10 protein-coding genes are annotated in these 17,800 nt (G+C 57.9%); 5 read left to right on the forward strand and 5 right to left on the reverse strand.

Features of this window, described 5'->3' with window-relative positions:
- The first annotated feature begins 374 nt into the window (after positions 1-374).
- The 3 genes from rpoB (at position 375) to EC9_RS20030 (ending at position 10,593) form a co-directional block, all read left to right on the forward strand.
- On the forward strand, positions 375-4,097 hold the full coding sequence (rpoB, locus tag EC9_RS20020; protein WP_145347908.1) for a DNA-directed RNA polymerase subunit beta: 3,723 nt from the start codon (positions 375-377) through the stop codon (positions 4,095-4,097).
- Between the two features lie 177 nt (positions 4,098-4,274).
- Positions 4,275-8,615 carry a DNA-directed RNA polymerase subunit beta' gene (gene rpoC / locus EC9_RS20025; RefSeq protein ID WP_145347909.1) on the forward strand — a complete coding sequence of 1,447 codons (4,341 nt, stop codon included), beginning with the start codon at positions 4,275-4,277 and terminating at the stop codon, positions 8,613-8,615.
- A 175-nt stretch (positions 8,616-8,790) separates the two neighbouring features.
- The gene (locus EC9_RS20030) at positions 8,791-10,593 is read left to right on the forward strand and encodes a sulfurtransferase (RefSeq protein WP_145347910.1); all 1,803 of its coding nucleotides are present in this window, start codon (positions 8,791-8,793) and stop codon (positions 10,591-10,593) included.
- A gap of 232 nt (positions 10,594-10,825) precedes the next feature.
- Here EC9_RS20030 and EC9_RS20035 read toward each other — a convergent pair whose 3' ends face one another.
- Positions 10,826-11,083 carry a hypothetical protein gene (locus tag EC9_RS20035; protein WP_145347911.1) on the reverse strand — a complete coding sequence of 86 codons (258 nt, stop codon included), beginning with the start codon at positions 11,081-11,083 and terminating at the stop codon, positions 10,826-10,828.
- Between the two features lie 165 nt (positions 11,084-11,248).
- Here EC9_RS20035 and EC9_RS20040 point away from each other — a divergent pair, with 165 nt between their 5' ends.
- Positions 11,249-12,028: a sensor histidine kinase gene (locus EC9_RS20040; protein WP_391556708.1), complete on the forward strand. Its 780-nt coding sequence runs from the start codon at positions 11,249-11,251 to the stop codon at positions 12,026-12,028.
- Positions 12,029-12,046: 18 nt separating this feature from the next.
- On the opposite strand, the gene EC9_RS20045 is transcribed toward EC9_RS20040, so the two are convergent.
- The 4 genes from EC9_RS20045 to leuB form a co-directional block, all read right to left on the reverse strand.
- Positions 12,047-12,817, reverse strand: a complete 771-nt coding sequence (locus EC9_RS20045) for a hypothetical protein (RefSeq protein WP_145347912.1) — start codon at positions 12,815-12,817, stop codon at positions 12,047-12,049.
- A gap of 150 nt (positions 12,818-12,967) precedes the next feature.
- Positions 12,968-14,359, reverse strand: a complete 1,392-nt coding sequence (hslU, locus tag EC9_RS20050; protein ID WP_246105790.1) for an ATP-dependent protease ATPase subunit HslU — start codon at positions 14,357-14,359, stop codon at positions 12,968-12,970.
- Positions 14,359-14,898 (reverse strand): ATP-dependent protease subunit HslV, encoded by a 540-nt coding sequence (hslV, locus tag EC9_RS20055; RefSeq protein ID WP_145347913.1) that lies wholly within the window; start codon positions 14,896-14,898, stop codon positions 14,359-14,361. The genes hslU and hslV overlap by 1 nt, the downstream gene beginning before the upstream one ends.
- A 156-nt stretch (positions 14,899-15,054) precedes the next feature.
- Positions 15,055-16,125, reverse strand: a complete 1,071-nt coding sequence (leuB, locus tag EC9_RS20060) for a 3-isopropylmalate dehydrogenase (protein WP_145347914.1) — start codon at positions 16,123-16,125, stop codon at positions 15,055-15,057.
- Positions 16,126-16,429: 304 nt separating this feature from the next.
- Between leuB and EC9_RS20065 the strand changes: the two genes are divergently transcribed.
- A complete protein-coding gene (locus EC9_RS20065; RefSeq protein WP_145347915.1) occupies positions 16,430-17,782 on the forward strand; it encodes a DUF1501 domain-containing protein in 1,353 nt (450 codons plus the stop codon).
- Positions 17,783-17,800 lie beyond the last annotated feature (18 nt).

The raw sequence follows: 17,800 nt of genomic DNA on the forward strand, positions 1-17,800 counted from the left end.
GCAGCGAACGGGACTTCCACAATCCCTACTTGGGCCGGCAAGATCGAACTTCCCACCAGGCGCTCGGCCGGACAGAAATGCTGAATTTCACGGTAATTCCGCCGAAATACGAAATGGCATAGCAATCGCTGCGCCAAATCTTCGTATGGGGTTACACGACAGCTGGGATTTTGCTAAAACTTGACATTGTGGAATTCCCGTTTCGCTGCCGTTATCTCCCCCAACACCCGCTGCGCCCTCTGCCGTGCATTTCCATGTGCCAGCGTTCCAGACTCGCGCCTCCTCCGCCGCGAAGGCGTTGCGCGCCGAGATAGCGACCCCAGTGCAATCCGTTCAATCCCTTTCGATATTTGCTTGAAGGAGCGATCTCGCGTATGGCTACCACCACCGAGCGCCGATTGGAACCTGAGAATGTCCGTTACTTTGGATCCGGACGCGAAGCTTTCGCGACTCCCGATCTAACAGCCTTGCAAACCGCCAGTTATGCGGCGTTCTTACAAGCCGACGCGGATTCCGATAAACGCAAGGTACAAGGCCTTGAGTCGGTTCTTAAGGAAGTTTTTCCCGTCGAAAGCTACGACGGAAACATCTCGTTGGAATACCTGCGATACGAGCTTGGCAAGCCTCGCTACACCTCCGCGGAATGCCGTCAATTGCGACTCTCTTACGGTCGCCCATTGCGTGTTTGGTTGCGTTTGAACCGCGACGAACCGATCGAAGAAGAGGTGTTCCTGGGCGATCTGCCGATCATGATGGGTGGTGGTGAATTCATCATCAATGGTGCCGAGCGTGTCGTCGTCAGCCAGATGCACCGCTCGCCCGGTATCGACTTTGTGATGGAAGCCGAAGGGACCAGCGACCGCAAGCTGCCAAGCTGCCGCGTGATCCCCGAACGCGGAAGTTGGGTCGAAGTCAACATCACGAAGAAAGAGACGCTGAGCGTCCGGATCGATCAAAGCGGTAAGTTCAGCGCCCTGACGCTGCTCCGCGCGATGTCGCCCGAACTCTCGTCGGATTCGGACCTTTTGCGAGCGTTCTACAAAACCGAAACACTCAAGACCGCCGACGGTCGATCGGCCGCCAAACTTGTCGACAAGATCGCCGTCGATGATATCATCTACCCAAGCGGCAATGCCCGAGCCGGCGAGATCATCGTCGAAGCCGGTCATAAGATCAGCAAAGAAGCTGCGGAGATGATCAGCGCCAGCGGCTGTAAGTCGGTCGAATTGATGGACGCGCCCAAGGTCCCATTGATCGTCAACTCGCTCAGCGAAGACAACACCAGCAGCCACGAAGAAGCATTGCTGCGAATCTACCAGCGTCTGCGTCCGGGCAATCCGCCGCAACTGGAGAAAGCGCGCACGCTGTTCGCCGAGAAATTCTACGACTCCAACCGCTACCGTTTGGGGCGCGTCGGACGTTTCCGCATCAACCGGAAATTGAATCTGAACGTTTCCGAAGACGAGATGACTCTCCGTTCGGACGACGTGATCGCATCGATCTCGTACCTGATCGCGTTGTTCGATCCAGACAGCGGAGCCGAGATCGACGATATCGATCACTTGGGCAACCGACGTCTGCGAACGATCGACGAATTGGCGTCGGAAGAACTCCGCAAGGGCTTCCTGAAGCTGCGTCGTACGGTTCAAGAGCGAATGAGCTTGAAGGACGCCGAAGACATGACGCCTCGCTCGTTGGTCAACCCAAAGAGCGTCAGCGCGGCGATCGATTACTTCTTCGGTCGCGGTGAACTTTCGCAGGTGGTCGATCAAACGAACCCGTTGAGCCAATTGACGCACGAACGTCGTCTGTCCGCTCTGGGCCCCGGTGGTTTGAATCGTAAACGTGCGGGCTTTGAAGTCCGCGATGTTCACATTTCTCACTACGGCCGGATCTGCCCGATCGAGACTCCTGAAGGTACAAACATTGGTCTGATCAGCTCGTTGGCGATCTACGCCGGTGTGGACGACTACGGATTTTTGGTGACGCCGTACCGCAAAGTACAAGACGGCAAGCTGACCGAAGATTTTGTCTGGTTGCGAGCCGACGAGGAGAACGAATCCTTTGTCGCTCCCGCCGATACCGAGGTCAAAGACTCGGCACTGGTTCCCGGTCCCAACTTGATCGCGCGTTTCCGCAGCGACTTTGAAATCGTCCAACCCGAGCAGGTCCACTACATGGACGTTGCACCGAGCCAGATGGTCGGTGTTTCGGCCGGTTTGATTCCGTTCCTCGAGCACGATGATGCGAACCGCGCGTTGATGGGTTCGAATATGCAGCGGCAAGCTGTGCCGCTGCTGGTCGCCGAACCGCCGATCGTCGGCACCGGGATGGAACGCGAAGTTGCACAGAACAGTGCGATGTTGGTTCGCGCCCGCCGCTCGGGCAAGGTCACCTACGTCGATTCGATGCGAATCGAGATCGGTTCGGACCACTACGTCTTGAAGAAGTACCAAGGTCTGAACGAACGAACCTGCCTGAACCAGCGTCCGGTCGTCAAACTGGGCGAACGGGTCGAGAAGGACCAGATCATCGCCGATGGTGCTGCGACCCATAAGGGTCAACTGGCTCTGGGACGCAACGTGCTGGTTGGCTTTATGTCGTTCGACGGGTTCAATTACGAAGATGCGATCATCATCTCCGAGAACTTGGTCAAAGCCGACACGTACACTTCGATCCACATCGAAGACTTCGATGTCGAGATTCGCGAGACCAAACTGGGACGCGAAGAATTCACTCGCGACATTCCCAACGTCTCCGAAAAGGCGTTGCGCAACTTGGACGAAAACGGGATCGTACAAGTCGGAACGTATGTCAAACCGGGCGACATCCTGGTCGGTAAAGTCTCGCCCAAGAGCAAAACCGAACTGACACCGGAAGAAAAACTGTTGCACGCGATCTTCGGTCGTGCCGGTGAAGACGTGAAGAACGATTCGCTGGAAGTCTCCTCGGGCGTCGAAGGTATCGTGATCGATACCCAGAAGTTCAGCCGCCGGATGAGTCTGTCCGAAGACGAGCGAAAGCTTTTCGAACAAGAACTCAAGCAGGTCGAAAGCGAAGGCAATGCGGAGATTTCGCACACCTTTACGCAGATGATCGAAGAGATGCAGGCCGCGATCAAGACGAAGTTCAAGGATACCGACGGTTCACCTTTGGTGGGCGATCAGGATCCGAAGTACATCGCCGAACGCGCCAGTTCGTTCAGCGTGATTCGCTTGCTGGAACAGGTCAAAGACCCGGAACAGCAAAACGAAATCCGCACGATCTACAAATCGCAATGGTCCAACGTGGAAGCCGCGATCGACGACCGCGACCGCAAGCTGAACAGCATGAAGCGTGGCGATGAACTTCGCAGCGGCGTGTTGCAGATGGTCAAGGTCTACGTCGCCACCAAGCGTGTGATCAGCGTCGGCGATAAGATGGCTGGTCGCCACGGTAACAAGGGTGTGATCTCCAAGATCTTGCCTCAAGAGGATATGCCGTTCCTGCCCGATGGAACTCCGATCCAGATCATGCTCAATCCGCTGGGTGTACCTAGCCGTATGAACGTGGGACAGATTCTGGAAACCCACCTCGGTTGGGCGGGTGCGAAGCTCGGCTTCCAAGCGATCACGCCCGTCTTCGACGGTGCGAGCGAAGAGGACATCAACGACTGCTTGGAAGAAGCGGGATTGCCACGGCACGGTAAGATTCGGCTTCGCGATGGACGTACCGGCGATCTGCTGTCGCAGGAAACGACTGTCGGTTACATCTACATGCTGAAACTGCACCACTTGGTCGACGACAAGGTCCACGCTCGCAGCACCGGTCCTTATTCGTTGATCACACAGCAACCGTTGGGTGGTAAAGCACGGTTCGGTGGCCAGCGTTTCGGAGAGATGGAAGTTTGGGCGTTGGAAGCTTATGGCGCCGCTTACATCCTGCAGGAATTGCTGACGGTTAAGAGCGACGATGTCGAAGGTCGAACCAAGATCTACGAATCGATGGTCAAGGGTGAAAACACCTTGGAAGCGGGCACGCCAGCCAGCTTCGACGTTTTGACCAACGAGATTCGCGGCTTGGCCCTCAACATGCAGCTTGAGAAACGTCCGGTCTAATCACTTGTTCGTAACGCGACATGGGATTCCCCCGTCGCCGGTCTACCTGCAAATCTATCGCTGCGGCTGGGAAGCCACAGCGATTCAAATAACACCTCAGCCAATCACCAGCTCGTCAGTCGCGTCGGCCGCCATGCCGACGCCGCTGCGAGCGTGCTACCACTAGGAGCATCGTCCATGTCCAACGGCGAAAGCACCACTTACGACCGCATCAATGATTACGCCTCGGTCAAGATCAACCTGGCCCGCCCGCAAGACATCCGCGGCTGGTCGTTTGGTGAGGTCAAGAAGCCAGAGACGATCAACTACCGTACCTACCGTCCCGAGAAGGATGGTCTGTTTTGCGAGCGGATCTTTGGCCCTGAAAAGGACTGGGAGTGCGCATGCGGTAAATACCGCGGCATGAAATACAAGGGAATGATCTGCGATCGCTGCGGTGTGAAAGTCACGCACAGCCGCGTTCGTCGTAAGCGGATGGGCCACATCGAATTGGCTGCGCCGATCGTTCACATCTGGTTCTTCAAAGCGATGCCTAGCCGCTTGGGCAACCTCTTGAGCATGAAGACGACCAGCCTGGAAAAGGTGATCTACTTCCAGGACTACGTCGTTGTCGATCCAGGTCAAACCGACCTCGAACTGCAACAGATGCTGACCGAAGAAGAGTACCGCGCCGCCAAGGCTCAGTGGGGCGACAACGCCTTCGAAGCCGACATGGGCGCCGAAGCTGTCCGCAAGCTGTTGGGCAAACTCGACCTGGTCGCGCTGTCGGAAAAACTGCGCGTCGATCTGGAAGAGACCGGCAGCAAGCAGAAAGCCAAAGACCTGATCAACCGCTTGAAGATCGTCGAATCGATCCGCGACAGCGACAACCGTCCCGAATGGATGGTCCTGGACGTGATCCCCGTGATCCCGCCCGACCTGCGTCCTCTGGTTCTGCTGGACAGCGGCAACTTCGCGACCAGCGACCTGAACGACCTCTATCGCCGGATCATCAACCGCAACAACCGGTTGCGTAAGTTGGTCGATCTGAACGCGCCTGAAGTGATCATTCGCAACGAAAAGCGGATGTTGCAACAATCGGTCGACGCACTGTTCGACAACAACCGTTGCAAGCGTCCGGTACTGGGCAGCAGCAATCGTCCGCTGAAATCCTTGACCGACATGATCAAGGGTAAACAGGGGCGTTTCCGTGAAAACCTGCTGGGTAAACGTGTCGATTATTCCGCTCGTTCGGTAATCGTCGTCGGTCCTCGTCTGAAGCTGCACCAATGCGGACTTCCCAAGAAGATCGCGTTGGAACTGTACCAACCGTTCATCATTCGCAAGCTGAAAGAGCTGGGTCACGCCGACACGATCAAATCGGCGAAGAAGATGCTCGAGCGAAAAGACGAAGAGGTTTGGGATATCCTGGAAACCGTCATCCGCAACCACCCGGTGATGTTGAACCGGGCTCCTACGTTGCACCGGATGGGTATCCAGGCGTTCGAACCAACCTTGGTCGAAGGTAACGCGATCAACCTGCACCCGCTGGTTTGCAAAGGCTTCAACGCCGACTTCGACGGCGATCAGATGGCGGTCCACTTGCCGCTTTCGATCGAGGCACAAGTCGAAGCGCACACGTTGATGTTGAGCACAAACAACATTTTCGCGCCGTCCAATGGTAAGCCGATCATGAGTCCGTCGCAGGACATGGTCATGGGTTGCTACTTCATCACGGTCGAGCTGCCCGATCAAAAGGGCGAAGGCATGACCTTCAGCTGTGCTGAAGAAGCCGAGATGGCTTATCGCGAAGGCGTCATCGCGCTGCACGCGAAGATTCGCGTCCGGTTGCCGAAGTACCGCAAGATCAAGACGCCCGACGATTCGGCCAAGGGCGGTCAGATCATCGACACAACCTACGGACGCATCATGTTCAATGAGATGCTGCCGCTGGGTATGGATTATTACAACCAAGCGATGCGTTCGGGCGATCTCGCCTCGGCGATTAGCGATACCTACCAACGTCTGGGTCGTAAAGCGACGATCCAAGTGTTGGACGACATGATGCAGTTGGGCTTCCGCGAATCGACTCGCAGCGGTTTGTCGTTTGCGACCGATGATCTGGTAACTCCCGATTCAAAGGTCAAGTTCATCGCCGAAGCTGAAAAAGAGGTGATGAAGCAACGCAAGAACTACGATCGCGGTTTGATCACCGGCGACGAGCGGTACAAGAAGGTACTTGATACCTGGACCGGTGCTCGTGAAAAGATCACGACCGACATGATGCACGCGATGGAACACGATTTCCGTCCCGGCGGTTGGTATGTGAACCCTGTATATCTGATGGCCCACTCCGGTGCTCGTGGTGGTATTGAACAGATTCGTCAGCTGGGCGGTATGCGTGGTCTGATGGCGAAGCCGTCGGGTGAGATCATCGAAACGCCGATTAAGGCGAACTTCCGTGAAGGTCTGACGGTACTGGAATACTTCAGTTCGACGCACGGTGCTCGTAAGGGTCTGGCCGATACGGCGTTGAAGACAGCTGACTCGGGTTACCTGACACGTAAGCTGGCCGACGTCGCCCAAAACGTGGTCATCACGATGGAAGACTGCGGCACGACCCAAGGTATCACCAAAAACGTGATTTACCGTGGTGAAAAGGTCGAGGTACGCTTGGCCGACAGCATCAACGGTCGCGTCAGTCGCCAAAACATCGTCGATCCGATCACCGACGAAGTAATCGTCCGTGAAAGCGAAATGATCACGCCAGAGATCGCTCGCAAGGTCGAAGAGATGGGCTTGGAAAAGATCCAAGTTCGCAGCCCGATGACCTGCGATGCACCGTTGGGTATCTGTCGCCGTTGTTACGGCATGGATATGGCGACCGGATCGTTGGTCGAAGAAGGCATGGCCGTCGGTATCATCGCTGCTCAATCGATTGGTGAACCTGGTACACAGCTGACGATGCGTACGTTCCACATCGGTGGTTCGGTCGACGTCGCGATGGAAGATAGCGACATCCGCGCTCAGAAGGGTGGATTCGTTCGCTTGACTCGCTTGCGTGCGGTTATCAACGAAGAGGGCCAGTTGGTCGCGTTGACCCGTAACGGTGAAATCGCGGTTGTCGATGATCGCGGTCGCGAGATCGAAAAGCACGAAGTACCAACCGGTGCAACGCTGCCTGTAAAGGATGGCGAAGAGGTCAAAGCCGGTGCGATCCTTTGCGAATGGAACCCGCACAGCGTGCCGATTCTCGCCGAGGTCGACGGTAAGGTTCGCTTCGACGATATCGTCGAGGGCGAAACGATGAAGCTGGAACGTGAAGCCAGCGGTAACATGCGTATGACGATCATGGAACACAAGGGTGAACTTCACCCGCAGATCGTGATCGAAGACGCCACCGGCGCGACGCTGAACGTTCAATATCTGCCCGAACGTGCTGTGATCAAGATTAAGGAAGGCACTCAGATCAAAACCGGTTCGGCTCTGGCGGAAATGCCACGTGAGTCGGGCGGTGTATCGGACATCACCGGTGGTCTGCCTCGTATTACCGAGATCTTCGAAGCTCGTAAACCGAAGGAACCCGCGGTTATCGCCGAGGTCGACGGTACCGTCGAAATCCTGGCTGAGAAGAAACGCGGTAAGCGAACGATCGTTGTCCGCAGCGAAAGCGGTATCGAACGCGAGCACTTGGTGCCTCACGGTAAGCGATTCTTGGTCCACACCGGCGACATCGTCCGCGCTGGTCAGGCCCTGATCGACGGTCCGTTGGTTCCGCACGATATCCTTCGCGTCTCGGGTGAAGAAGCGGTTCAACAGTACCTGCTGCACGAAGTCCAACAGGTCTATCGTTCGCAGCGTGTGGAGATCAACGATAAGCACGTCGAGATCATCATCGCACGGATGTTGCGTAAGGTGAAAATCGAATCGTCCGGTAACACCAGCATCCTGCCTGGCTTGGTAATGGACCGCTTCGAATTCCGTCGCGCTAACCAATCGATGGCCAAGTGCGTCAAGATCAGCGATAAGGGCGACAGCGATTTCGCCGAATCGTCGATCATTCCGAAGGAAACGTTCGAACAGACCAACGCGGAAATCGAAGCTCTGGGCGGTTCGCCGGCCCGAGGCAAGAAGCCGCGTGGTGCAACCGCGAGTACTCAGTTGTTGGGTATCACGAAGGCATCGGTCCAATCGAGTAGCTTTATCTCGGCGGCGTCGTTCCAAGAAACGACCAAGGTTCTGACCGAAGCGGCTTTGGCCGGCAAGGTCGACCGCTTGGTTGGTTTGAAGGAAAACGTGATCCTGGGTCACTTGATCCCCGCTGGTACCGGTTTCCGCATCTTCCAAGATTCGGAGGTCAGTTACCGCCGCGAAGCGATGGAAGAACTGGCCGGAACCGCACCGCAACAATTGGAAGAGAGCTTCCCATTGTTGGCCGATGGAGCTCCGCCCGCCGACGACAGCGGATCCCAAGCGACTCCGCCAGCGAGCGTCCAAACCTTGGACAGCCTGTTGGGCGGCGGCAAAACGGACGAATAGTCCGCGAGTTCGTGGTTGGCTCGGCAATCTCGCCGAGCCGACTGTCGACAAGGTTAATGTCGAATTGCCGGAAGGCCTCGACATCATGGTCGTGGCGGTTGCCGGTTGGAATCTATCCCCATCCTGAAAACCGGCGCGGCCGCTCTGGGTCGCGTCACCAACACGCGTTACGCCCATGAGTACCACATCTGTTCCCGCTCAATCGATCTTAAACGTCGCGGCTTATAAGTTTGTCGCGCTTTCGGATCTCCCCGATTTGCGAGCCACGTTGCTGGCCGCTCTGAAATCGCTGGGCCTCAAAGGGACGATTCTGCTGAGCCCCGAAGGGATCAATCTATTCCTGGCGGGCGAACCCGACGCGGTCCGCGCGATGATCGATCGGCTGCACAGCTTCCCCGAATTCGCCGATCTGGAATTCAAAGAGAGCCTCAGCGACCACCAGCCGTTCAACCGAGCGCTCGTCCGCCTGAAACGCGAGATCATCGCGTTTGGTGTCGATGGGATCGACCCAGCCCATCGGACCAGTCCCAAGCTGCCGGCGAAGCAATTGCGAGAGTGGTTGGACCAGGGACGCGAGGTGACTCTGCTGGATGTTCGCAACGACTACGAAGTCGCCCTGGGAACGTTCGAGAACGCTACGCCGATCGGTGTCGATCACTTTCGCGATTTCCCCGACGCGGTCGCCAAGCTGCCCGAAGAGGCCAAGGACCGTCCGTTGGTGATGTTCTGCACCGGCGGAATTCGCTGCGAAAAAGCGGGTCCGCTGATGCAACGCGAGGGTTTCAAAGAGGTCTACCAATTGGAAGGTGGAATTCTCAAATACTTCGAAGAGGTTGGTGGAGCTCATTACCAAGGCGACTGTTTCGTCTTCGACCAACGCGTCGCCGTCGCCCCTAACTTGGAAGAGACCGACACCGAACTCTGTTACGCCTGCCAAGCCACGCTGACTCTCGAAGAACAGCAATCGCCGCACTACGTCCCCAGTGTCTCGTGTCCGCATTGTTACAAGCCCGAAGATCAACAGATTATCGACCAGTGCCAGAAACGCAATCAAGCGATCTTGGCCGCGACCGATCCGCTTCCAGGCAGCACGCCGCAAGATAACATCCGCCCGATCTGCGTTTCCGAAAAGTGTGACGGTCTGGCGTTGATCGACCTGTTGGATCGAGCCCATCCGCACGTGGGACGCGATGTCTGGCAAGCGCGCTGCGACGCGGGACTGCTGCGTTTGGAAGGCGAACCTGTCGACGGACAACAGACCGTCGCCGTCGGTCAGCGGTACCAACACGTGATCCCGGCGGAGATCGAACCCGACGTGAATCCAGCGATCGAGATCTTGTACGAAGACGCAGCGATCGTCGTCGCCAACAAACCGGCTCCGCTGCCGATGCATCCCTCGGGACGATTCAATCGCAACACGCTGACATCGATCTTGAAGACGGTCTACCATCCGGAGCAACTGCGGATCGCACACCGCTTGGACGCCAACACCAGCGGCGTTGTCGTCCTCTCGCGATCCAAAGCTGCCGCCCGGCAGATTCAACCTCAGTTCGAATCGGGGAAAGTCAAGAAGACCTACCTGGCTCGCGTGCACGGGCATCCAACCGGGGATTCCTTCGAGTGCAACGCAGCGATCTCTGCAGTTCCAACGCAAGCTGGCCTGCGAACGATCGATGAAGCCGGCCAAGCCTCGGCGACGCGGTTTGAAGTGCTGAAGCGATTGGACGACGGCACAACGCTGCTGCAAGTCACTCCGCTGACAGGCCGCACCAACCAGATCCGCGTTCACCTGTGGCACCTCGGATTCCCGATCGTCGGCGACCCGGCCTATCTCACCGACGGCAAACTAGGCGAAACGCAAACGCTCGCCGTCGACGCTCCCACGATGTGCCTGCACGCCTGGAAGCTGCAGTTCTCGCCAGCCGGGAACGACGAAACCGTCGAAATGTCAGCACCCCAACCAGCCTGGGCAAACTAATCCGAACCGCGCCACTCTTCAAGGCCGGAGGCCGACACACGAAACGCCAGCGGTACAAGCCACCAGAACACAGCCCATACAACCTCCCAAGGCCGGAGGCCGGCACACGAACTGCCGGTGGTGTAAGCCACCGGAACACAGCCCAAACAACCTCCTCCTCAGGCCGGAGGCCGGCACACGAGCTGCCGGTGGTGTAAACCACCGGTGCGGCAAACGCGACAGCTCGACGGGGCTAAGCTGTCTTATTCCGCTCGGCTTGCAACGCTTCGATCGCTGCTTCGACCTGTTCCAACTGTTCGTGAACCGACAGCGAAAGATCGACGAACAGGATCCGTTTGCCTCCCAGTTCGCACCATCCGGTGGCCGATCCGCCTAGCCATTCGCTGCGGACGACGAAGCCCAGTCGCTTGGCCGTTGCGATGGCTTTGCCTAACCGATCCAGGGCGAATTGTGTCGTCGATTGGGGCGACTGGTTCGTTGCGTTTGTCATCCGTGCTCTCGTTAAGCTATCCCGTCCTTGGAAGATGTAGGGATTGTAGACGTCGGTCGTACAGTTTTCCAAGAGAGTTTGACGATAAATTCAAACATGCCGTCGCCAGTACCCGCTTTTAAGCCAGTCGCGCCTGCCCAAAATTTGACCCACAAGGACGTTGATGTGACTTCGACTCAAACGGACCACGCACTCTCCGACCAAGAAAAAATCGCTTATCTAACGCACCAGTTGCAACAGTCGCAAGCACTTGCGTCGCTGGGTGAATTGACGGGCACCGCCACCCACGAATTCAACAACGTGCTGATGACGATCCTGAACTATGCCAAGTTGGGGATCCGTCACAAAGACGAAGCGACTCGTGACAAGGCGCTCACCAAGATCTTGGCCGCCGCCGAACGGGCTGCAAAAATCTCACAGACCATCCTGGCGACCGCTCGCAACCGCAGCGACGATTTTGAACCGACCGATCTGGCCAGCATCATCGAAGATTCGCTGATGCTGCTGGAACGCGAACTGCGACAATACCGCGTCTCGGTCGAAACCGATCTGCAGGACGTGCCAGCCGCTCGAGCCAACGGCAACCAGATCCAACGCGTCCTGTTGAACCTGGTCATCAACGCCCGCCAAGCGATGCCCGAAGGGGGCACGATCAGCATCGGGCTGAAGACCAACGCCGAAGCCAACGAGGTCCTGCTGACGGTTCGCGACAGCGGTTCAGGCATCCCACAGGACCAGCTGCCGAATATCTTTGAGCCCTTCTTCTCGACCAAGTCGGGGCCCGATGCGTCGGGCAAGGGAGGAACCGGGCTGGGGCTGTCCGCCTGCCGCGATATCATTCAAGAGCATGGTGGCCGGATTCGCGTCGAGAGTACCGTCGGCCGCGGCACCGCGTTTATCATCCGCTTGCCAGTCGCTAGCAAAAGCGAAAGCGCGGCGGCTTAACCGCGGCGAATTCCTAAATCATGCAGCCCGTGCGGCGGAGGGAGCCGATTCGGCCATCTGCCGCAGCTCCTCGGCGATCGGTCCGGCCAACATCGCTTCGATCTGTTGCAAGCAGATCCCGGCCCGATAGCCATCGATCACGCGATGGTCGCAGATCAGCGTGACAAGGCAGTTGCCGTCGTCGTCGATCGGGCCGTAGCTGAGGCTGCTGGAGAGGACCGTGGGGTGGAACCGGTTGTAGGTGCCCAGCCCAGCCACCGACGACATCGAAAACGTGCCAACCTCTTTGGCTCGCGAACGGCCGCTGAAATTCAGAGCCAGCCCCCACACCAACCGTCGAATCGGCATCGGCATCCGCGACAAACGGTGTTGGGATCGGAAGGCGACCTCGATCGGCTGGCTCTTAAAATCGTCCAACTGTCTCTGGATCTCGGCCAGCGTCAGCTCTTCGACCCGGCGAATCCGAGCCCAGCACAGCCGATCCTCTTCGCCGTCGAAGCGGTGCATCGCGATCGAAGCGACCGAATGGTTGTGTTCGTATAGATGCGGCCAGGGGAGCCGATAATAGGTCTGCCGCAGCTGAGGCTGATCGGCAGCGGCCAGAGCAAATGCTTTGGTGAAGATCGCAGCCCAAGAGACCCGCGATGGCGATTCGCTGCGAGCCTGGGCGACTTGGGAAAGATCGACATTCCGTTCCGCCGGAAACAATGGCATCCGCCGCGAAATCGCGCAGACATCGAGAACCAACCGACGGTTTTTGCTCAAACTGCGCCAATGTCCCTTCTTCATCCTCGCCACCCAATTCCTTCCCCACGGATCGATCTCATCCCACAGTCGGAGGATTCTGTCAAAACCGGGCGTCCAAAGCAAACCCGATCTCAAGCGGCAGCGCGCCCTATAAATCGCGGCTGCCAAGAGGAATGCTGAGCGCAGGAAAGGCTAGAGGATGAATTTACTGAGGTCTTCGTCTTCGGCGATTTCGTTGAGTCGCTGTTCAACATAAGCAGCGTCGATCTTGACGGAGCTCTTCCCCAACTCGGGCGCTTCGAAGCTGAGTTCTTCCAGCAAGCGTTCCATGATCGTGTACAGCCGGCGAGCACCGATGTTCTGCGTCGATTGGTTGACCTTAAACGCGTAACGAGCCAGTTGAGCCAGAGCGTCCTGCTGGAATTCGATCGTTACCTGTTCGGTCGCCAGGAGCGCTTCGTATTGCCGCGTCAGCGAATTCTTCGGCTCGGTTAAGATCTGCAGGAAGTCGTGTTCGGTCAATTCATCCAGTTCGACGCGGATCGGAAACCGGCCCTGCAGTTCGGGCATCAATTCGCTCGGCTTGCCGCGATGGAACGCTCCGGCGGCGATGAACAGGATGTGATCGGTGCGAACGTAACCGTACCGGGTCTGCACGCTGGTCCCTTCGACGATCGGCAACAGATCGCGCTGCACACCCTGCCGCGAGACATCAGCGTTTTTGCCGTCGGTCGCGATCACTTTGTCGATCTCGTCGACAAAGATGATCCCCAGTTCTTCAGCCAACCGAATCGCTTCGGCATTCATCGCCTCGGGATCCAACAGCGCTTCGGTCTCTTGCTCCATCAACACCTGGCGGGCTTCGTTGACCTTCATCTCGCGGCTCTGCGAGCCACGCGGCATGATCTTTTCGAACATCCCCTGCAGGTCGATGTCCATGTTCTCCATGCCCATCCCACCGACAACCATCGGCGCCGACTTGGACTGAGTCGTTACTTCGACCAAGCGTTCTTCCAGCGTTCCCGCTTGCAGCATCTTCCGCATCTTGTCGCGAGTTCGCTGCAGCCGTTGCTCGGCATCGTCGGCGGTTTCGGTTGCGGACTCCTCCAACGCCTGCGACAGGCTTGGTAATTCAGTCGATCCCGGCACCAACAGATCGACCAACCGGTTCTCGACCCGCTGCTCAGCCTCTTCGCGAACCTGATCCTGGAACTTTTCGCGGACCAAGCCGAGACCGTTTTCGACAAGCTCGCGAACCATACTCTCGACATCGCGACCGTAATATCCGACCTCGGTATATTTCGTCGCTTCGACTTTGATAAACGGAGCGCCGGTCATCCGCGCCAAGCGGCGAGCGATCTCGGTCTTCCCGACTCCGGTCGGCCCGATCATCAAGATGTTCTTCGGAGCGATCTCGCCCTGCATCTCCTCGCTCAATTGCTGTCGTCGCCAGCGATTCCGCAGCGCCACCGCGACAGCTCGCTTGGCCTGCCGCTGGCCGACGATATAGCGATCCAATTGCTTGACGGTCTCCGCTGGCGTCAGCTTGCCCAAAGCATCGACGACGTTGTGCGAATCACTCACTATACGGCCTCCAGTTCTTCGACAACGATGTTGCGATTGGTGTAGATATCGATATCCGCGGCGATCTCCATCGATCGGCGAACGATCTCTGCCGCCGACAGATCCGAATGAGCCAACAATGCGCGAGCGGCTGCGATTGCGTAGTGCCCTCCCGAGCCGATCCCGATCACGCCGTCGGTCGGTTGGATCACGTCGCCGGTGCCGCTGATCAACAGCGAATGTTTTCCGTCGGCGACCGCCAACAAAGCCTCTAACCGACGCAGCGCCCGGTCCATCCGCCAGTCCTTGGCCAGTTCGGTCGCCGCGTGAGGCACGTTGGCGGGATAGTCCCGCATCTTCTCTTCAAAGCGTTCCAGCAGAGCAAAGGCATCCGCTGCGCCGCCGGCGAAGCCACATAAGACGCGGCCTTCGTTCAACCGCCGCACCTTGCAGGCATCCGACTTCATCACCGTCGTGCCTAAAGTTACTTGCCCATCGCCCCCCATCGCGACTTTGTTGCCTCGACGGACCGATAGGATCGTGGTTGCGTGGAGTTCCATGAGTGACGATTCGCTATCCGAGGGTGTTGTGATTTGCTTGCGACACGTATCCATTGTCGCAGTCGATGCCATGGCTGGCCAGGCGCACTGTGCACCGCATCCTCGGTGCCAGCACTCTCCGTGCTGACACCATGAAAATCGCGCCGATCCGGCGGCTTACGCCAGGACTTTGAGGACTTCGTCGCCCATCGCTTCGGTGCCGATCGAAGCTTCGCCCGCGGCGATATCAGGAGTCCGATGCCCGGCAGCCAAAACCTTGCGAACCGCAGCTTCGATCGCCGCAGCTTCGTCTTCCAGTTTCAGCGAGTGACGCAGCAACATCGCACAGGCGAGGATCGTGGCCAATGGATTTGCGATACCCTTGCCGGCGATGTCGGGAGCCGATCCGTGGATCGGTTCGTACAGGCCAGGTCCATCGGCACCGATCGATGCCGATGGCAACATGCCAAGCGATCCTGGCAGCATCGAAGCTTCGTCGGTCAAGATATCACCAAACATATTGCTGGTGACGACAACGTCGAAGTCCTTCGGACGGCTGATCAAATGCATCGCCATCGCATCGACCAAAACGACATCGTACTTCACGTCGGGGAACTCTTCGCGGACAACGCGCTCGGCAACTTGACGCCACAGACGACTCGGCTCCAACACGTTGGCTTTGTCGACGCTTGTCAAACGACCATCGCGACCGCGAGCGGCTTCCGCAGCGAGGCGGACGACGCGTTCGACTTCAGGGACGCTGTAGACCATCGTCGCCATCGCATGCTCGACGCCATCGATCGTTTCGCGGCCGGAGGGGCCAAAGTAAATTCCGCCGGTCAGTTCGCGGAAGAACAGGATGTCGGTCCCTTCGATGATCTCGCGACGCAGCGGCGAAGCGCCAACCAATTCGGGAAACGTTTGGATCGGACGCAGGTTCGCGAACAAACCCAATTCTTTGCGGATCTTCAACAACCCAACCTCGGGCCGCGTCTTGGCCGATGGATCGTCCCACTTCGGGCCACCGACAGCTCCCAACAAAACCGCGTCCGACGCGAGGCAGGCATCGATCGTCGGCTGGGGCAGCGGGTCGCCGGTCTGATCGATAGCGATTCCGCCGATCAGGCAGGATTGATAGGTGAATTGGTGATTGAACTTTGTTGCGATCGCATCGAGAACGCGTTGGCCTTGCAGAACGATTTCGGGACCAATGCCGTCACCTGGCAGCAGAACAATGTTGGCTTTCAAGACAATTCGCTTTCGGTTTGAAGGGGGCGGGGAGTTTTGATTCGGTTGGGCTAGCAATCTTAGCGTCTATCGCTGGAATTCCGAAGCCCCGCAGCCATCTGTTCAAGGGAAAGTCGGGTCATAGAGGTAGCGATTCCTCCCTACAATCCGAGACCCTCGAGCCGCTGGCGTCGCAAAAAGTGGAAACCTTTTAAATAAAGATCCGTTTGTTGGAACGAGCAGCTCGAATTTGGTAACATCAGCCACCCCATCCGGGTTGTTTTGGCACTGCCAACCACCTACCTGCCCCACGGAACGAATAGCTATGTTGTCGATCCACTCTGCGGCCAAGAAAGCGACTCAATTGTGCGACGGCATCTCGCGGCGAGAGGTCTTGAAAATTGGAGCCCTCGGGATGGGCGGCCTGACATTGCCCCAACTGCTGCAAGCCGAAGCTGCCGCGGGAATTCGCGGATCGCAAAAATCGATCATCATGATCTACATGGTCGGCGCGCCCCCGCACCAAGATATGTACGACCTGAAGATGGATGCGCCGTCGGAAATCCGAGGCGAATCGCGGCCGATGGCGACCAACGTGCCGGGGATCCAGATCAGCGAACTGATGCCGGGGATCGCCAAGATCATGGACAAGTGCGTTCCGCTGCGGAGCGTTTACGGTTCGCCCAACGGGGCTCACGATTCGTTCATCTGCTACACCGGCCGACCGACTCAGAATCAACCTCCCGGCGGCTGGCCCTCGATCGGATCGACGATCTCTCAACTGCAAGGCCCTGCGGATCCGTCGGTCCCGCCGTTTGTCGGTCTCTCCCCCGACGCGGGTCACCCTCCCTACGGATCGCCCGGCCTGCCCGGTTTCCTAGGCGTCGGCAACGCGGCCTTCCGCCCCTCCGGACCAGCTGAGAAATCGATGGTCCTTTCGGATATCACGCTGGACCGAATGAACGACCGCAAGCAATTGCTGCAGTCGTTCGATCGCTTCCGCCGCGATGCCGATGCGTCGCGGACGATGGAAGGGATCGATCAAATGTACGGCCAAGCGATGGACATCTTGTCCTCGGGACGATTAGCCGATGCGTTGGATCTATCGAAAGAAGATCCCGCGACGCGCGAGCGGTATGGCAAGGGGAGCCCTGCCAAATATGGCGACGGTGCGCCGCGGAACCTCGAACATTTCTTGATGGCTCGCCGCTTGGTTGAAGCGGGAGCCCGCGTGGTCACGCTGAACTTCGGCCGCTGGGATTTTCACAGCCGCAACTTCAGCGAGCTGCGCGATACCCATCTGCCTTGGTTCGACCAAGGACTTTCCGCTCTGATCCAAGACCTGCACGATCGCGGCATGGCCGACGATGTCTCGGTCGTCGCTTGGGGCGAGTTCGGCCGGACACCGAAGATCAACAAAGATGGCGGCCGCGATCACTGGCCGCGCGTCGGCGGCGGATTGTTAGCTGGCGGCGGCATGAAGACCGGACAAGTGATCGGATCGACCGACCGCCTGGGAGGCGAGATCGATTCGCGGCCGATCCACTTTGGCGAGGTTCACGCGACGCTGTATCAGAACATGGGGATCAACCCACATAGCACGATGGTTCGCGATTTCGCGGGCCGTCCGCACTTCCTGGTCGACAACCATCTGGCGATGCCCGAATTGATCGGTTAACCGTCTCGCTGACGCTCG

This window comes from Rosistilla ulvae (assembly GCF_007741475.1).
In the GTDB taxonomy this organism is placed as follows: Bacteria; Planctomycetota; Planctomycetia; order Pirellulales; family Pirellulaceae; genus Rosistilla; species Rosistilla ulvae.

Excerpts from the sequence above, each read along its gene's own strand:
- EC9_RS20045 (WP_145347912.1), bottom strand. The coding sequence starts at position 12,817 with ATGAAGAAGGGACATTGGCGCAGTTTGAGCAAAAACCGTCGGTTGGTT.
- hslV (WP_145347913.1), bottom strand. The coding sequence starts at position 14,898 with ATGGAACTCCACGCAACCACGATCCTATCGGTCCGTCGAGGCAACAAA.
- EC9_RS20035 (WP_145347911.1), bottom strand. The coding sequence starts at position 11,083 with ATGACAAACGCAACGAACCAGTCGCCCCAATCGACGACACAATTCGCC.
- rpoB (WP_145347908.1), top strand. The coding sequence starts at position 375 with ATGGCTACCACCACCGAGCGCCGATTGGAACCTGAGAATGTCCGTTAC.
- EC9_RS20065 (WP_145347915.1), top strand. The coding sequence starts at position 16,430 with ATGTTGTCGATCCACTCTGCGGCCAAGAAAGCGACTCAATTGTGCGAC.
- rpoC (WP_145347909.1), top strand. The coding sequence starts at position 4,275 with ATGTCCAACGGCGAAAGCACCACTTACGACCGCATCAATGATTACGCC.
- EC9_RS20030 (WP_145347910.1), top strand. The coding sequence starts at position 8,791 with ATGAGTACCACATCTGTTCCCGCTCAATCGATCTTAAACGTCGCGGCT.